This is a genomic window from Pseudomonas sp. QD4 (assembly GCF_049199125.1).
GTDB lineage: Bacteria > Pseudomonadota > Gammaproteobacteria > Pseudomonadales > Pseudomonadaceae > Aquipseudomonas.
The window spans coordinates 2,016,421-2,032,357 of record NZ_JBLZOM010000001.1; the positions used below are offsets into that span (position 1 = coordinate 2,016,421).

A 15,937-nucleotide genomic window follows, 5' to 3' on the forward strand; every position below is an offset into this window, starting at 1 on the left:
ACGACTAGCGAAATTGCGCGAGGAACCGCAAGTCGTTGTCGAAGAACAGACGCAAGTCGTTCACGCCGTAACGCAGCATGGCCAGACGCTCAACGCCCATGCCGAAGGCAAAACCCGAGAACTCTTCCGGGTCGATCCCGGACATGCGCAGCACGTTCGGGTGCACCATGCCGCACCCCATCACTTCCAGCCAGCCGGTCTGCTTGCAGACGCGGCAGCCTTTACCGCTACACATCACGCACTCCATATCGACTTCGGCGGAAGGTTCGGTGAACGGGAAGTAGGAAGGACGGAAACGTACCGCCAGCTCTTTTTCGAAGAACACCCGCAGGAACTCTTCGATGGTGCCTTTCAGGTCGGCAAAGTTGATATCGCGATCGACCAGCAGGCCTTCGACCTGATGGAACATCGGCGAATGGGTGATATCGGAATCGCTGCGATACACACGGCCCGGGCAGACGATGCGAATTGGCGGCTTGGTCGACTCCATGGTGCGGACCTGTACCGGCGAGGTATGGGTGCGCAACAGCATGTTCGCGTTGAAATAGAAGGTGTCATGCATCGACCGGGCCGGGTGATGGCCTGGGATGTTGAGCGCCTCAAAGTTGTGATAGTCGTCTTCGACCTCAGGGCCTTCGGCAATGCCGTAGCCGATATGGGTGAAGAACTGTTCGATACGTTCCAGAGTCCGAGTAACCGGATGCAGACCACCAGAGGTCTGGCCGCGGCCAGGCAGGGTCACGTCAATGGATTCGGCGGCGAGTTTGGCCGCAAGATCGGCCTCCTCGAACAACGCCTTGCGCGCATTGAGAACCTCTGTGACACGCTCCTTGGCAACGTTGATCAGGGCGCCGACTTGCGGACGCTCTTCTGCCGGCAAATTCCCCAGGGTCTTCATCACCTGAGTCAACTCACCCTTCTTGCCAAGGTAGTGAACCCGGATTTGCTCCAGGGCATTGATATCTTCAGCGCTTTGCACAGCCTCTAGTGCTTGAGAGACCAGCGCATCCAGGTTTTCCATGTACAGACTCCAGATACAAAATAGGGGAAGAGCTTGAAGGCTCTTCCCCTATTTATGACGTTTAACACCTTAGCCCACAGAGGTGAGCCCAGGTGACTGTCGGGGGTACTTAAGCCAAGGTGGCTTTAGCTTTCTCGACAATCGCAGCAAACGCCGCTTTTTCGTTCACTGCCAGATCAGCCAGAACCTTACGGTCGATCTCGATGGACGCTTTTTTCAGGCCAGCGATGAAACGGCTGTAGGACAGACCGTTAACACGTGCACCAGCGTTGATACGAGCGATCCACAGAGCGCGGAACTGACGTTTTTTCTGACGACGGTCACGGTAGGCGTATTGGCCTGCCTTGATTACCGCTTGCTTGGCAACACGGAATACGCGCGAACGTGCACCGTAGTAGCCTTTAGCAAGTTTCAGAATTTTTTTGTGACGCTTACGGGCAATGACGCCACGCTTTACACGAGCCATGAGTTACTTCCTCTATTCTTGACTAAAATTAACGAAGGCGCAGCATGCGCTCGACTTTTGCCACGTCGGACGGATGCAGCAAGCTGCTACCGCGCAGTTGACGCTTACGCTTGGTCGACATTTTAGTCAGGATGTGGCTCTTGAAAGCGTGCTTGTGCTTGATACCGTTAGCAGTTTTCAGAAACCGCTTAGCAGCACCACTTTTAGTTTTCATCTTTGGCATGTTCGGATACTCCGCATTCAGTTGATAAACATAATCAGAAGGCCTGCCGTGCCCTATTGATTACTTCTTCTTTTTCGGGGCGATGACCATGATCAGCTGGCGTCCTTCCATCTTAGGATGCTGTTCGACCGAACCGTACTCGAGCAGGTCAGCTTCAACCCGCTTGAGGAGTTCCATCCCCAGCTCCTGGTGGGCCATCTCACGGCCGCGGAATCGCAAGGATACCTTGGCCCTGTCCCCATCACTCAGGAAACGTACCAGGTTGCGCAGTTTTACCTGGTAATCCCCTTCCTCCGTCCCTGGACGAAACTTGATTTCTTTTACTTGAATCTGCTTCTGGTTTTTCTTCGCTGCGGCAACCTGTTTCTTCTTTTCGAAGATCGATTTGCCGTAGTCCATCAGTTTGCAAACAGGGGGCACTGCATCGGCGGAAATCTCCACCAGATCCAGTTTGGCCTCTTCAGCCTTAAGAAGCGCGTCTTCAATTGACACAATCCCAAGCTGTTCACCTTCAGCTCCAATTAACCGAACCTCGCGTGCCGAGATATTCTCGTTGATCGGGGCTTTCGGTGCAGCTCGTTTATCTTGTCTCATTTCACGCTTAATAGTAATTACTCCGAATCTGGGCGACCACGCCGGGAAACCGCTTGTGCGAGGAACTCCGAAAACTGGGCGATGGGCATCGAGCCCAGGTCAGCACCTTCACGGGTACGCACAGCGACAGTCTGCATCTCGACTTCCCGATCTCCGATAACCAAGAGATAAGGAACCTTGAGCAAAGTATGCTCGCGGATTTTAAAGCCGATCTTTTCATTTCTCAAGTCGGACTTGGCACGAAATCCGCTTTGATTGAGAGTTTTTTCGACTTCAAGGGCAAAATCTGCCTGTTTATCAGTGATATTCATGATCACTGCCTGAGTCGGAGCCAGCCACGCAGGGAAAGCCCCCTCGTAGTGCTCGATCAGAATTCCGACGAAGCGCTCGAACGAACCAAGAATCGCCCGGTGCAACATGACCGGATGTTTACGGCTGTTGTCTTCGGAGACGTATTCGGCACCCAGACGGATCGGCAGGTTGAAATCGAGCTGCAAGGTACCACACTGCCAGACACGGCCAAGGCAATCTTTCAGCGAGAACTCAATTTTCGGACCGTAGAACGCGCCTTCGCCCGGCTGCAAGTCGTAAGGCAGGCCCGCGCTATCAAGCGCCGCAGCCAAGGCCGATTCGGCCCGATCCCACAACTCATCGGAACCCACACGCTTTTCAGGGCGAGTGGAAAGCTTCATTTCGATGTCTTTAAAGCCGAAGTCGGCATAGACATCCATGGTCAATTTGATGAATGCAGCGGATTCAGCCTGCATTTGCTCTTCAGTACAGAAGATGTGCGCATCGTCCTGAGTGAAGGCGCGCACGCGCATGATGCCGTGCAGCGCACCCGACGGTTCATTACGGTGGCAAGCACCGAACTCGGCCAGGCGCAGCGGCAACTCGCGGTAGCTTTTCAGGCCCTGGTTGAACACCTGCACGTGGCACGGGCAGTTCATCGGCTTGATCGCGTAGTCGCGGCTTTCCGACTGAGTAGTGAACATGTTTTCAGCGTAGTTGGCCCAGTGCCCGGATTTCTCCCACAGGCTGCGATCCACGACCTGAGGTGTCTTGATCTCCAGGTAGCCGTTATCGCGCTGAACCTTGCGCATGTACTGCTCGAGCACTTGGTACAGGGTCCAGCCGTTAGGGTGCCAGAACACCATGCCCGGTGCTTCTTCCTGAGTATGGAACAGACCGAGACGCTTGCCGATCTTGCGATGGTCGCGCTTTTCAGCCTCTTCGATACGCTGGATGTAAGCCGCCAGTTGCTTCTTGTCGGCCCAGGCGGTGCCGTAAACGCGCTGTAATTGCTCGTTCTTGGCATCGCCACGCCAGTAGGCGCCGGACAGCTTGGTCAGCTTGAAAGACTTCAGGAAGCGTGTGTTCGGCACGTGTGGACCGCGGCACATGTCGACATATTCTTCATGGTAGTACAGGCCCATGGCCTGTTCATTCGGCATGTCTTCGACCAGGCGCAACTTGTAATCTTCGCCACGGGCCTTGAACACATCGATCACTTCGGCGCGCGGAGTGACTTTCTTGATCACGTCGTAATCTTTTTCGATCAGCTGCTGCATGCGCTGTTCGATCGCCACCAGGTCGTCCGGAGTGAAAGGACGCTCATAGGCGATATCGTAATAGAAGCCTTCATCAATGACCGGGCCGATAACCATCTTCGCAGTCGGATACAACTGCTTGACCGCATGGCCGACCAAGTGGGCGCAAGAGTGGCGAATGATCTCCAGCCCCTCTTCATCCTTTGGCGTGATGATTTGCAGGGTCGCGTCGCCGTCGATCAAATCGCAGGCGTCGACCAGCTTGCCATTGACCTTGCCGGCCACGGTGGCCTTGGCCAAGCCTGCACCAATGGATGCGGCGACCTCGGCTACAGAAACCGGATGATCGAATGAACGTTGACTGCCGTCGGGAAGAGTAATGGTGGGCATGGCGCCTCCTCTCCTAGTGGTGACCCCTACCAAAGGTCACGTGGGTTGGGATGAGCCAGTACGCGGTTCAATCCAGGCCGTTGTCTGACAACGCCTGCCGCACAGTGGCAGGGGCCTTGGCGGCCAACCGGAAAATCGAACCAGAGTGACTGGGATTCAAATCAAAAGATTGGGGCATAAGGGGCAAGGACAATTGAATTCGTCCAAAGCCGGTAAATACCCAAGCCGGGCATGCTAGCACAGATGAACGGTCATCGCGCTGCGGCCACCTGGTTAATAGGCTTTTGTGCAAGAAAGTGAACTTGATGTGTACCGGCGGCCTCAAATAATCGGAGAATCGCCATTCTTGCTATCGACCTCAGGAGAGCCCGACTCATGCGCCTCACTAAATTACTCGCCCTAGCCGCCCCCTTTGCCCTGCTTTTGCCTCTTAGCGCCCAAGCTGCCTGGCCCACCGGTCTGCGCGCCGACTATATGAAGGATTGCACCGCCGCTGCCAGCCAGAGCGTCGATGCCAAGACCGCTGAGAAGCACTGCGCGTGCGGCGCGGACAAACTGAACGAAAAATTCACCGGCGAGCAAATCAAAGAACTGATGAGCAAGCAGAACCCGCCCAGCGCAGAACTCAGAACCAAGGCGCTGGATGCAATCGCAGCTTGCCGGGTAGTGAAATAGCTCGAAGCTATCGGTGAAGGGACACTTTTTCAGGGCTAAAGCAGGTTGAAAAAGTGGCTTTTTTCACAATTTACGCAGCTTTTACGGCTTTTTTTATAACCGATTATTTTCTGCAAAAGCCCCTTAAACCGGGGGTTTCAGCCGATCAGAGCAACAAAAAGCATGCAACTACCAGGTAAACAGCACCGCCGGGGGGCTCCCAAGTCGAACATTTCGACTATGATAGCCCGGTGTGCCCAGTTGGCCTGAGCAGCACAGCACTACTGAAAATATATGTTTCTTGGAGATACACCATGTCTAATCGCCAAACCGGCACCGTAAAATGGTTCAACGATGAAAAAGGCTTCGGCTTCATCACTCCTCAAGGTGGCGGTGACGACCTGTTCGTACACTTCAAAGCTATTGAAAGCGACGGTTTCAAAAGCCTGAAAGAAGGCCAAACCGTTTCCTTCGTGGCTGAGAAAGGCCAAAAGGGTATGCAAGCTGCACAAGTTCGCCCAGAGTAAAATCTACGCGAGCTAAAAAAACCCCGTCCATGTGACGGGGTTTTTTATGTGCGCTGACAATGTCTTGAAGCAATCAGCCGCAATTGACCCGGGTAATCACCAGGTTGGCATCGGTATTGAGGTTCAAGCGGTCAGAACGGTATTCCAGGGTGATCATGTCATTCGGCTTGAGAATTCGTGCGTTCTGCGCCCCCGCACGGGTACGGGCCTGCTCCAGCAGTTCAGGGGAAGCCTTCTTGCCAATAGCGAACTCGGCGGCTTTCGACTCACAACGACTGTTACCGGAATCGGCAACCACTGGGTCCTTTTCCGCTCCCGAGGTGCTGCACCCAGCCAGGGTGATCGCGGCCAGCAGGGTGGCGAATGATGCAAGCTTCCAAGGCATGAAGCCTCCTTTTCAAAAATAAGCAGAGATCGTGCGACAGCGGCAGGGACGTTTGGTTTCAAAAAATGGCCATTTGCCCTGTGGCGGACAAGTCTGCCTCAGACGCGACTCAAGCCTGAGCACACAATCGTCACTGAATATGAACAGCGTTCAATAGATGTCGATGTAGTCGAACGGCGGCTTGGGCCAGTTCTGTTTCAACGCGTTGAATATCTGCATGACCCAGACTTCATCGCTGGCCGCCACCAGGCCTACATAACCAGAGCCGGCGGCCCAGGTTTCGAGCCGGAACAGCAGGTCATCGATATCAACGCCTCCCACCACTCCCGAGGAAAGGTAGGCAATGCCGCCTTTGGTAACCCGCAATTGGGTATGAACGTTGTCACTGGCCGACGCCAGCAACTGCCGAACCGCCTCAAGGGTCAAGGCGTCAGGGTTATTCAAATCGATCTGCACGCGAGCTTCCTTGAAAACAGACAAAGCCCAAGTGTCGCATAGCCCTCCCCTCATGCCTAAGTAGCAGTGCTAAAAATCTGGCAAGATGTTTAACTTTGCCGCACCGCCAATACCGCACTAGTGCCTTTCAGGCCCCGCCTCAACTACAGACATCGTGAGATTTTCATGGCCATCGTAAGTATCGACGCCGACATCAAAGCCAAGTGGCCACAAGGTCATTGCTCCTACAGCCCCGGCAGCCCGGAGGAACTGGCAATCATCGGTATCGACCTGCTGGTCAAGGAGTTCGGAACCCAGGCTGCCCAGGCGTTTATCCGACAAGTCTTCGAAAAGTACCCTGCCGACCACCCGGGCGCCCCGGATCCGGAGCGCGAGTGACAGCCCTCAGGCTGATCGCGCTATAGCACGCAGATTTATTTCAGCCGAGCCAGGCGCTCAGTCAGCAGATCGAAGAAGCCCTGGGCGTCGCCGTTTTCAACCCAGAACACGTTCTTCGGCTGCTTCAAACCGTCGTACCAATCGACAATGGTCTGGCCGAAAGTCGGACCTTCGCGACTGTCGATCACCATATTGGCCTGACGCCCGCTGAACAATTCGGGCTTGAGCAGGTAGGCGATCACCGTGGCATCGTGCACCGGACCGCCCGGAATACCGTAATGCTCCATATCGCCCTTGACGTATTCGTTGAGAATATCGCCCACGATCTTGCTCGCCTGGTTGTTCAAGGCCGCGATTTTCTGCAGGCGCGCCTCGCTGGTCAGCACTTTATGGGTGACGTCCAGCGGCAGGTACGTCAGCTTCACCCCACTCTTGAGCACCACCTCGGCGGCCTGTGGATCGGCAAACAGGTTGAACTCAGCCACTGGGGTGATATTGCCGCCATTGAAGTGCGCGCCGCCCATGACTACCACCTCCTTGATGCCCTGGGTGATATCCGGCGCCTGGATCAGGGCCAGCGCGAGGTTGGTCTGCGGGCCGAGCATGGCGATGGTGATGCTGTGAGGCTTGGCCGCACGCAGGGTATCGATCAGGTAATTGACCGCATTGCCTTTGGCCAGCGCCGCCTTGGGCTCATGCACGGTGACCCCGGAAATACCTTCCTTGCCATGAATGTTTTCGGCATAGATCGGCGTCCGCAGCAGTGGGCCAGGCGCCCCCGCGTACACCGGAACCTCTTCACGCCCTGCCCACTCACGGGCCAGGCGAGCATTGCGCGACGTCTTGTCCAGGCGCACGTTGCCGGCAACCGTGGTCAGCGCACGCACCTGCAACTCCTCGGGCGAGGCCAGGGCGAACAGCAAGGCGACCACATCGTCGGCCCCCGGATCGGTGTCGATGATCAGGTCGATTTTTTCCGCCGCCTGGGCGCTTGTAGCAGTGAGCAAAGACAAAAGCAGCAGACTCCGAAGCCAATGGTGCAGTAGCTGAGCATAGCGGTGCATGGCGCACTCCTTGTGCGTGAAGAATTAACAGGCCGGGTTGGCTAGAAGGTCACCCCGGCGATCAAGGCGATATTGCAGTAAGGCTGACACTCACCGGTGCGCACCACGGCTCGTGCCCGGCGGCTGAGTACCTTGAATGCCTCATGACTCAACAGCTCGCGCGAGCCCAGCTCGCCACTGGTGCTCAACTCATCCAGCGCCTGCAGGGCCGGCGAATGCTTGAGCAGGATCTCTTCGGCAAGTACATGACTCTCCACCTGCATTTCACTGAGCACCACCCGCAGGGTCGTGACGAAATCCGGGACGCCGTGGGTCAAGGCCAGGTCGATCAGCTCGACGCCGGCCGGCACCGGCAGGCCGGCATCGCCGATCACCACGATATCGCCATGCCCCAGGGAGGCAACCAAACGCGACAGCGCGACGTTGAGCAAAGGTGTTTTTTTCATGAGGGAGAGAACGCCTGGACGTCGGACAGCGTGGGGATAGAAGGTTGCGCGCCGGCTCGGGTCACCGACAACGCCGCAGCGACCTGGCCAAAACTGATGGCCTCGGCTTCGCTTTTACCGGCAGCCAAGGCCGCCGCGAATGCGCCGACAAAGGTGTCACCCGCCGCCGTGGTGTCGATCGCCTCGACCTTGGGCGCCGGGAAGTAATCAAAGCGTGCGCCATCGGCGAACAACGAGCCCTGAGCCCCCAGTGTCACGATGACCTTCCCGGCACCGGCGGCAATCAGCTGGCTGGCTGCGGCTTCTGCACTCTCCCGGGAATTCACCGGCAAGCCGCTCAGGGCCGAAGCCTCGCTCTCATTGGGAATCAGGTAATCAATCGACGCATACCAATCAGCCGGCAAGGGCCCGCTGGCCGGCGCCGGGTTGAGAATCACGGTCTTGCCCAGTTCCCGCCCGCGCTTGAGGGCATAACCCACAGTCGAATACGGCACCTCAAGCTGGCAGATGATCACATCGGCTGCCTGCAGGATTGCGTCAAACCCTGCCACCACCTCGGGGGCGAGCTGGGCGTTGGCCCCGGCAACGATGACGATGGCATTCTGGCTGCTGTCGTCGACCACGATCAGCGCCACCCCGCTGGACCCCTCGATCACGCTGACCGCCTGGCAATCGATGGTCTCGGCCAGCAAGGCGCCGCGCAGCTGTTCGCCATAGGCATCGTCGCCCACGCAGCCGACCATCGACACCTGTGCGCCCAACCGGGCCGCAGCCACCGCCTGGTTCGCTCCCTTGCCGCCGGGCACCGTGGCGAAGGATTTTCCAATCAGGGTTTCACCACCTCGGGGCAGGCGCTCGGCCCGGGTTACCAGGTCCATGTTCAGGCTGCCCACTACCACTACTTTTGCTGACATACATCGGTACTCATCAATTCGATTCAGCGGTATTCGGCGAATGCCCCGGCCAGCGGTGCAGTCGACTCTCGCAAGACAATGTTGGGTGTAACGATGCGCTGATCGATCGCCTGGCCCGGCTTGGCAATCCGCCGCAGCAGCAGCTCCGCGGCCTTTTCGCCCAGTTGCAGGATCGACTGGCCGACGGTGGTCAGCGCGGGATAGACGTAACGGCTCATCTGGATATCGTCGAAGCCAATCACCGAGAGTTCGCTGGGCACCCGGATATTGCGCTCTGCCGCCGCACGCAGCACGCCGATGCCCATCATGTCGTTGCCGGCAAAAATGGCGCTTGGCGGGTTGTTCTGCAGCAGCAACGCCGCAGCGCTATACCCACCGGTACTGGTGAAATCGCTTTGCAGAATGCGCTCTGGCGGGACCGCAACCCCCGCCCCTTTCAATGCCCGGAGAAACCCCGCCAGGCGCATTTGCGCCACGCTGGTATTGGCCGGGCCGCCAATGCAGGCGATATCGCGATGGCCCAGTTCGAGCAAATGCCGAGTGGCCAGGTACGCGCCGTATTCGTGATCGATGCGCACCAGGTCCGCATCCACGCCTTCGAGCCCACGGTCGACGATCACCATGGGCGTGCGCACAGCAGCCAGGCCTTCCGCCAGCCCGCTGTCGCCGCCAGCCGAGGTGACGATCAGCCCGTCGACGCGTTTCTCCAGCAGCACCCGCAGGTAACTGCTCTGCTTGTGAGGGTTATCGTCGGAATTACACAGGATCACGCAGTAACCATTGCGCTCGCAGTAATCCTCGATACCCCGAGCCAGTTCCGCAAAGTACGGATTGAGGCTGTTGGGCACCAGCAAACCAATGGTCGCGGTGGTCTTGGCCTTCAGCGACCGCGCGACGGCGCTGGGCACATAATCGAGGTGCTTGATTGCCGCCTCGACCTTGACCCGCACCTCTTCGCTGACCGGCCGCGTCTTGTTCACTACATGGGACACCGTGGTATAGGAAATCCCCGCGAGCGCCGCCACATCCTTGATTGTTGCCATGAATCAAACCCGCCGAAGTGCACGCTGACTGCGATAAGTATCCAGCACCACGGCAATCACGATGACCGCGCCGGTGATGATGCGTTTGGTCGGCTCAGACGCGCCGATTTGCGCGAGACCTGCAGCCAGCACAGAGATAATCAAAACGCCGAAGAAGGTGCTGATCACCGAACCACGCCCACCCATCAGGCTGGTGCCGCCAATCACCACCGCAGCGATGACCTGCAACTCCAGGCCGGAGCCCGCATTCGGGTCCGCCGCCTCCAGGCGTGAAATCTGGAACAGTGCCGCCACGCCAGCGAGCAACCCCATCAGACTGAACACCAGGATCTTGTAGGGCCTGGGGTTGATCCCCGCCAGGCGCACCGCTTCTTCGTTGGTGCCGATACCGATCAGGTAGCGACCGAACACGGTACGCGTCAGCACTGCCTGAGCGACGAAAATAATCAACAGGGCAATGATAAACGAGGGAGAAATGCCAAAGGCAATCGGATTCGACAGCCAGGCAAAGGCATCGCCGATGTAGGCAGTTCGCGAACCGGTCATCTGGTAGGCCACACCCCGGGCCATTTCCAGCACGCCGAGGGACACGATAAAGGACGGAATGCGCCAGGCCACGGTGATCGAACCGGTGATGGTTCCGGCCAGCGCCGCGCAGGCCATGCCCAACAAGGCGGCAGGCAGCACGCTCCAGCCCCAGCCGAGAATCGCCACGCTGACGGTCGACGCCGCCAGGGCCAGCACCGAACCCACCGACAGGTCGATGCCGCCGATGATCAGTACGAAGGTCATGCCCACCGCCAGCACCATCAGGTCGGGAATCTGGTTGGCCAGGGTGCTGAAGGTGTCATAGGACAGAAAATGACTGCTCAGGGTCGAGAACAGGATGATCATCGCCAGCAAGGCGCCCGCCAGGCCGAGGTAAGTCCCCAGGCCGTAATAGTTGCCAGCACGCTTGCCGGTTGCAGGTGCAGTTTTCATGGTGCATTCCTAGGCGCCGCTTCATTGAGCAACGCATCACGTTTTTGATAGCCGGCAAATGCAGCGGCAAGCAATTCATCCTGGGTCCAGCTGTCGCGCTCGAAGGTATCGATCAGGCGCCCGGCGGACAGCACACCGATGCGATCACAGATCAACATCAGCTCGCGCAGATCACTGGAAACCACCACCAGCGCCTTGCCCTGGCGCGTCAACTCGCCGAGCAAGGCATAGATATCGAACTTGGCGCCGACGTCGATGCCGCGAGTCGGCTCATCAAACAGCAGCACCGAACAATCGCGCTCCAACCAGCGGCCGATGACCACCTTCTGCTGGTTGCCGCCCGAAAGCTCGCTGACCAGTTGTGCCGGTCCGGAGCTGCGGATACGCATGGCATCGATCTGCCGTTGTGCCAGCCGTGCCTCGCTCTGGCCGTTGACCAGCCCGGCACTGGAAATAGCCGGCATGTTGCCCAGGGCGATATTCGCTCCGATCGACTGGCTCAACAGCAGCCCCTCGCCCTTGCGGTCCTCGGTGATCAAGGCAATACCATGGGCCACCGCATCGGCAGGCGAGCGAACGCTCACCACCTGCTCCGCCGTACCCAAGGCCACCGTACCGCTGTCGGCTTTATCGGCGCCGAAGATCAGACGCAACAACTCGGTACGCCCGGCCCCGATCAGGCCGGAAATCCCGAAAATCTCGCCACTGCGCACGCTGAAGGAAACGTCATGCACCTTGTCCGAACGGCTCAGCCCCTTCACCGTCAACGCCGGGCCGCCAATCTGCCGTGGTCCCAGGTCGATGTGTTCGCCCAACTCGCGCCCCACCATCAGGTTGACCAGTTGCTCGCTGTTGTAATTGGCCATGGGCTCGACACAGACCAGGCAACCGTCGCGCAACACCGCGATGCGCTGTGCCACCCGCGCCAGTTCTTCCAGGCGATGGGAGATGTAAATGATCGACACGCCCCGGGCTTGCAGGCGGGTGATTTGCTCGAACAGCATTTCGACTTCCCGCGAGGTGAGCATCGCGGTCGGTTCGTCGAGAATCAGCACATGGCAATCGCCGATCAGGTTGCGGGCGATTTCCACCATTTGCTGGTGACCAATGCCCAGTTCGCCGACCAGGGTGTCGGGGTCGATGGCGTCCAGCCCGACCTGGGCCATGGCCTCGATCGCCGCCTTGCGCAATTGCTTGCGGCTGATCCATCCGCCGCGACTGGGCAGGTTGTCGAGAAACAGGTTTTCCGCAACCGACAGGGTCGGCAGCAGGTTGAGCTCTTGCATGACCATGCGGATACCCAGGTCTTCGGCCTGGGTTCGGCTGCCAGGGCGATACGCCTGGCCGTTGAACTGCATCTGCCCGGTGGTGGGCGTGACCAGGCCACCGATGATTTTCGACAGGGTGCTTTTGCCGGCGCCGTTTTCACCGGTCAGTGCCAGCACCTCACCGCGCATCAGCGTCAGATCGATGCCGGTCAGGACCGGTTGGACGTAGGTCTTGCCGATACCGCTGACCGTCAGGACAGCGTTCGCAGCGGAAACTGACATAGGAAACTCTCCATGCGCCCGCCCCTGTGGACGGACGCCGTTGTGCCGCCAGAATGACTACTTGGTGACCAGTTCAACCGGAGTTTCGATGACGCCGTTGGTGCCGCTGTCGACTTTCTCGCCCTTGAGGATTTTCAATGCAGTCTCGATGCCGAACACCGCCTGCTTGGCGGCAAACTGGTCGGCTGTCGCCAGTACTCGGCCGTCCTTGAGCATGGGCTTGATCGCGTTGATGTTGTCGTAGCCCACCACCTGGACCTTGCCCGCCTTGCCTGCTGCACGCACTGCCGAAACCGCACCGACGGCCATGCTGTCATTGCCGGCCAGCAGCGCCTTGATATTCGGGTACTCGCTGAGCATGGCCGACGCCACGCGGTTGCCGGCGTCGATTTCCCAATCACCGGACTGCAGGGAAACCACCTTGACCTGGGCCGCCTCCATCGCGTCCTTGAAGCCAGCGGTACGCTGCTGCGCGTTGGTGGTGGTGGACACGCCTTCGATGATCCCGACCTCATCACCGGCCTTCAATTGTTTGGCCAGGTACTCGCCCACCAGCCGCGCCCCCTTGCGGTTATCAGGCCCGACAAAAGGCACGCTGATGTTTTTGCTCTTGAGCACTGCCGGATCGAGCTGGTTGTCGATGTTGATCACGGTGATGCCGGCATCCATGGCTTTTTTGATCACCGGCACCATGGCCTTGGAATCAGCCGGGGCAATCACCAGGGCGTTGACCTTGGACACGATCATCTGCTCGACGATACGGATCTGGTTGGCGGTGTCGGTTTCGTCCTTGATGCCGTTGGAGACCAGGTCGAAATCGGCGGGATGTTCTTTCTGATAAGCCTTGGCGCCATCTTCCATGGTCAGGAAGAACTCGTTGGCCAGGGACTTCATGACCAGGGCGACCTTGGGTTTTTGAGCGGTATCGGCGTAGGCCGAAGAGAAAGGAAGCGCAGCGGATGCCGCGGCCAGGATAGCGACAGCGAGAAGACGTCCAGCAAATGGCAGCTTCATGGATTGACTCCGATCTTATGATTATTGTGAGCAGCGCCTGCAAGGTTAGAAGCTTTGACGATCGCCACCGCTGACAACGGCAATCAACGCGCGCTTCAAGGAATGAAAGTCACCCCTTGAATACCTCGCAAACGTTTGCGGAAATCAACTATGCGAACGCTACGGCGTTTTGTCAACGCATAACCCTATCGTCGGAGAATCCTCGACACCCCCGCCCCAACATGCCGAAAACCCTCTTTCGAGGGTCGGCACTGGCACTTTTTCAGGCGGTGGTGCTAATCACTGAGCCGGAGGATGAGCCTTTGCTCAGCTCCGTGACCAAACGGCCCGAGACGTCCAGCAGCGCGCCATTGGTATCGGCAATCTGACCTTGAACCGCCATCACCATGGTCTGCTTCGCTTCAGGGGTCGGATAGTTGGCCGCCTGGGCCGCTGCCAGTTGTTGCTGCTGTTGCTTGAGCTGCTCCTGCAACTCCTGCATGCGCTTGAGCAGGATCTGCACCACGATGCTGTTGCCACCGCCATCGGAACCTTGGGCAGAACCTTCTTCAGCCTGCGACGCCCCACCCGCCTTGACCTTGTCCTGGTCATCGGTGCCCAGGACCTGTGACGCCGTATCGGCAGTCGCCTTGCTCAACGCGTCGATGGTGGCCGGCGACTTGCCATTGATGGTGATCGCACCGGCACTTGGGAAACCGATTGAAAAAGACATGTGAACTCCTGAAAAAATATCCTTTGAACGGCATCGACCGACCAGGCCGATTCTTTAGCCTGTGGCAAAACGCTATTAGCGGACACGGGCCGTTTTCGGATTGCCGAACAAAGCACTCGCCAAATGTTCGGAAACCCGGACAAGGTTCCACCTCGATCAAATAACAACTGAAATAAAATTGATATAAATCAGTAACTTAAAATACTTACCGAGCCAATGTGACGCTGGTACAGATCCTGCTCCCTCCTCATCGCCCCACGGCATTCAGATCTGCCGCCGGGGTGTTTCTAGATGAACTTGCACCAGCACCGTCTCACCACTAGAGAGAAAATAATGAAATCTGCCTTCAATACCTTTGTTCCGGGCGCTTTGGCCCTGCTCCTGCTCCTGCCTACTGCACTGCAAGCAAAAGAAGCCGAGACCCAACAGAAACTGGCCAACGTCGTGGTCCTTGCCACCGGCGGCACCATTGCCGGCGCTGGCGCCAGCGCCGCCAACAGCGCCACTTACCAGGCCGCCAAGGTGGGTATCGAACAACTGATCGCCGGGATTCCGGAACTGAGCACGCTGGCCAATGTTCGTGGCGAGCAAGTCATGCAGATCGCCTCCGAAAGCATCACCAACGACAACTTGCTGCAACTGGGCCGTCGCGTCGCCGAACTGGCCGATAGCAAGGACGTCGATGGCATCGTGATCACCCACGGTACCGACACCCTGGAAGAAACCGCCTACTTCCTCAACCTCGTGGAAAAAACCGACAAGCCAATCGTCGTGGTCGGCTCCATGCGCCCAGGCACCGCCATGTCGGCTGACGGCATGCTCAACCTGTACAACGCCGTGGCTGTCGCCGGCAGCAAGAACGCTCGCGGCAAGGGCGTACTGGTCACCATGAACGACGAGATCCAGTCGGGTCGTGATGTCAGCAAAATGATCAACATCAAGACCGAAGCCTTCAAGAGCCCATGGGGCCCACTGGGCATGGTGGTCGAAGGCAAATCCTACTGGTTCCGCCTGCCAGCCAAGCGCCACACCATGGATTCGGAATTCGACATCAAGAACATCAAGAGCCTGCCTGACGTCGAAATCGCCTACGGCTACGGCAACGTGAGCGACACCGCCTACAAAGCCCTGGCCCAAGGCGGCGCCAAAGCCATCATCCACGCCGGCACCGGCAACGGTTCGGTGTCTTCGCGGGTTGTGCCGGCCCTGCAGGAACTGCGCAAGAATGGCGTGCAGATCATTCGCTCGTCCCACGTCAATGCCGGCGGCTTTGTCCTGCGCAACGCAGAACAGCCTGACGACAAGTACGACTGGGTCGTCGCCCATGATCTGAACCCACAGAAAGCCCGCATCCTGGCCATGGTTGCCCTGACCAAGACTCAGGACAGCAAAGAGCTGCAACGGATGTTCTGGGAATACTGATAGCACTCGCCCGACCTTCCCTGGTCGGGCACCCTGCCGCTTGCACGCCCGGGCAAGCGGCCCCCCCCCCCCCCCCCCCCCCCCCCCCAAAAAAAAACCCCCAAATTAAAGAAAAACGGGAAAAATGGGTGGAGAAAATTTTTTTTT

The 15,937-nt window shown here is 58.2% G+C and carries 19 protein-coding genes; 4 read left to right on the forward strand and 15 right to left on the reverse strand.

Going from position 1 to position 15,937, the window contains the following annotated elements:
• Positions 1-4 precede the first annotated feature (4 nt).
• From pheS to thrS, 5 genes are all read right to left on the reverse strand, one after another.
• Positions 5-1,021, reverse strand: a complete 1,017-nt coding sequence (gene pheS, locus ACOZJV_RS08960; RefSeq protein ID WP_020300163.1) for a phenylalanine--tRNA ligase subunit alpha — start codon at positions 1,019-1,021, stop codon at positions 5-7.
• A 109-nt stretch (positions 1,022-1,130) separates the two neighbouring features.
• The gene (gene rplT, locus ACOZJV_RS08965; RefSeq protein ID WP_002553161.1) at positions 1,131-1,487 is read right to left on the reverse strand and encodes a 50S ribosomal protein L20; all 357 of its coding nucleotides are present in this window, start codon (positions 1,485-1,487) and stop codon (positions 1,131-1,133) included.
• 28 nt (positions 1,488-1,515) lie between these two features.
• Complete coding sequence (gene rpmI, locus ACOZJV_RS08970; RefSeq protein WP_002553160.1) at positions 1,516-1,710, reverse strand: 50S ribosomal protein L35; 195 nt, start codon at positions 1,708-1,710, stop codon at positions 1,516-1,518.
• A 60-nt stretch (positions 1,711-1,770) separates the two neighbouring features.
• Positions 1,771-2,322, reverse strand: a complete 552-nt coding sequence (gene infC, locus ACOZJV_RS08975; protein WP_170827566.1) for a translation initiation factor IF-3 — start codon at positions 2,320-2,322, stop codon at positions 1,771-1,773.
• Positions 2,322-4,244 carry a threonine--tRNA ligase gene (thrS, locus tag ACOZJV_RS08980; RefSeq protein WP_421547407.1) on the reverse strand — a complete coding sequence of 641 codons (1,923 nt, stop codon included), beginning with the start codon at positions 4,242-4,244 and terminating at the stop codon, positions 2,322-2,324. The genes infC and thrS overlap by 1 nt, the downstream gene beginning before the upstream one ends.
• 375 nt (positions 4,245-4,619) lie before the next feature.
• Between thrS and ACOZJV_RS08985 the strand changes: the two genes are divergently transcribed.
• Both ACOZJV_RS08985 and ACOZJV_RS08990 read left to right on the forward strand, forming a co-directional pair.
• Complete coding sequence (locus ACOZJV_RS08985) at positions 4,620-4,919, forward strand: hypothetical protein (protein WP_020300165.1); 300 nt, start codon at positions 4,620-4,622, stop codon at positions 4,917-4,919.
• A gap of 293 nt (positions 4,920-5,212) precedes the next feature.
• Positions 5,213-5,425: a cold-shock protein gene (locus ACOZJV_RS08990; RefSeq protein WP_003179963.1), complete on the forward strand. Its 213-nt coding sequence runs from the start codon at positions 5,213-5,215 to the stop codon at positions 5,423-5,425.
• A 73-nt stretch (positions 5,426-5,498) separates the two neighbouring features.
• On the opposite strand, the gene ACOZJV_RS08995 is transcribed toward ACOZJV_RS08990, so the two are convergent.
• Positions 5,499-5,810, reverse strand: a complete 312-nt coding sequence (locus ACOZJV_RS08995; protein ID WP_078474037.1) for an I78 family peptidase inhibitor — start codon at positions 5,808-5,810, stop codon at positions 5,499-5,501.
• 150 nt (positions 5,811-5,960) lie between these two features.
• On the reverse strand, positions 5,961-6,266 hold the full coding sequence (locus ACOZJV_RS09000; RefSeq protein WP_020300167.1) for a hypothetical protein: 306 nt from the start codon (positions 6,264-6,266) through the stop codon (positions 5,961-5,963).
• Between the two features lie 165 nt (positions 6,267-6,431).
• Between ACOZJV_RS09000 and ACOZJV_RS09005 the strand changes: the two genes are divergently transcribed.
• Positions 6,432-6,644, forward strand: a complete 213-nt coding sequence (locus ACOZJV_RS09005; RefSeq protein WP_020300168.1) for a hypothetical protein — start codon at positions 6,432-6,434, stop codon at positions 6,642-6,644.
• 35 nt (positions 6,645-6,679) lie between these two features.
• Here the strand turns inward: ACOZJV_RS09005 and ACOZJV_RS09010 are convergent, their stop codons facing one another.
• From ACOZJV_RS09010 to ACOZJV_RS09045, 8 genes are all read right to left on the reverse strand, one after another.
• Complete coding sequence (locus ACOZJV_RS09010; protein ID WP_020300169.1) at positions 6,680-7,708, reverse strand: nucleoside hydrolase; 1,029 nt, start codon at positions 7,706-7,708, stop codon at positions 6,680-6,682.
• Between the two features lie 41 nt (positions 7,709-7,749).
• Entirely contained in the window at positions 7,750-8,154 is a 405-nt protein-coding gene (gene rbsD / locus ACOZJV_RS09015; protein WP_421547408.1) for a D-ribose pyranase, read from the reverse strand.
• Entirely contained in the window at positions 8,151-9,068 is a 918-nt protein-coding gene (rbsK, locus tag ACOZJV_RS09020; RefSeq protein ID WP_421547409.1) for a ribokinase, read from the reverse strand. Before rbsK ends, rbsD begins: the two co-directional genes overlap by 4 nt.
• Positions 9,069-9,091: 23 nt before the next feature.
• Positions 9,092-10,111, reverse strand: a complete 1,020-nt coding sequence (locus ACOZJV_RS09025) for a LacI family DNA-binding transcriptional regulator (RefSeq protein WP_421547410.1) — start codon at positions 10,109-10,111, stop codon at positions 9,092-9,094.
• A 3-nt stretch (positions 10,112-10,114) separates the two neighbouring features.
• Complete coding sequence (locus ACOZJV_RS09030; protein ID WP_421547411.1) at positions 10,115-11,092, reverse strand: ABC transporter permease; 978 nt, start codon at positions 11,090-11,092, stop codon at positions 10,115-10,117.
• Positions 11,089-12,642: a sugar ABC transporter ATP-binding protein gene (locus ACOZJV_RS09035; protein WP_078474031.1), complete on the reverse strand. Its 1,554-nt coding sequence runs from the start codon at positions 12,640-12,642 to the stop codon at positions 11,089-11,091. Before ACOZJV_RS09035 ends, ACOZJV_RS09030 begins: the two co-directional genes overlap by 4 nt.
• A 57-nt stretch (positions 12,643-12,699) precedes the next feature.
• Positions 12,700-13,656, reverse strand: a complete 957-nt coding sequence (locus ACOZJV_RS09040; protein WP_201130285.1) for a sugar ABC transporter substrate-binding protein — start codon at positions 13,654-13,656, stop codon at positions 12,700-12,702.
• A 262-nt stretch (positions 13,657-13,918) separates the two neighbouring features.
• The gene (locus ACOZJV_RS09045) at positions 13,919-14,368 is read right to left on the reverse strand and encodes a hypothetical protein (RefSeq protein ID WP_201130284.1); all 450 of its coding nucleotides are present in this window, start codon (positions 14,366-14,368) and stop codon (positions 13,919-13,921) included.
• 333 nt (positions 14,369-14,701) lie between these two features.
• Here ACOZJV_RS09045 and ACOZJV_RS09050 point away from each other — a divergent pair, with 333 nt between their 5' ends.
• On the forward strand, positions 14,702-15,790 hold the full coding sequence (locus ACOZJV_RS09050; protein ID WP_020300178.1) for an asparaginase: 1,089 nt from the start codon (positions 14,702-14,704) through the stop codon (positions 15,788-15,790).
• The last annotated feature ends 147 nt before the right edge of the window (positions 15,791-15,937 follow it).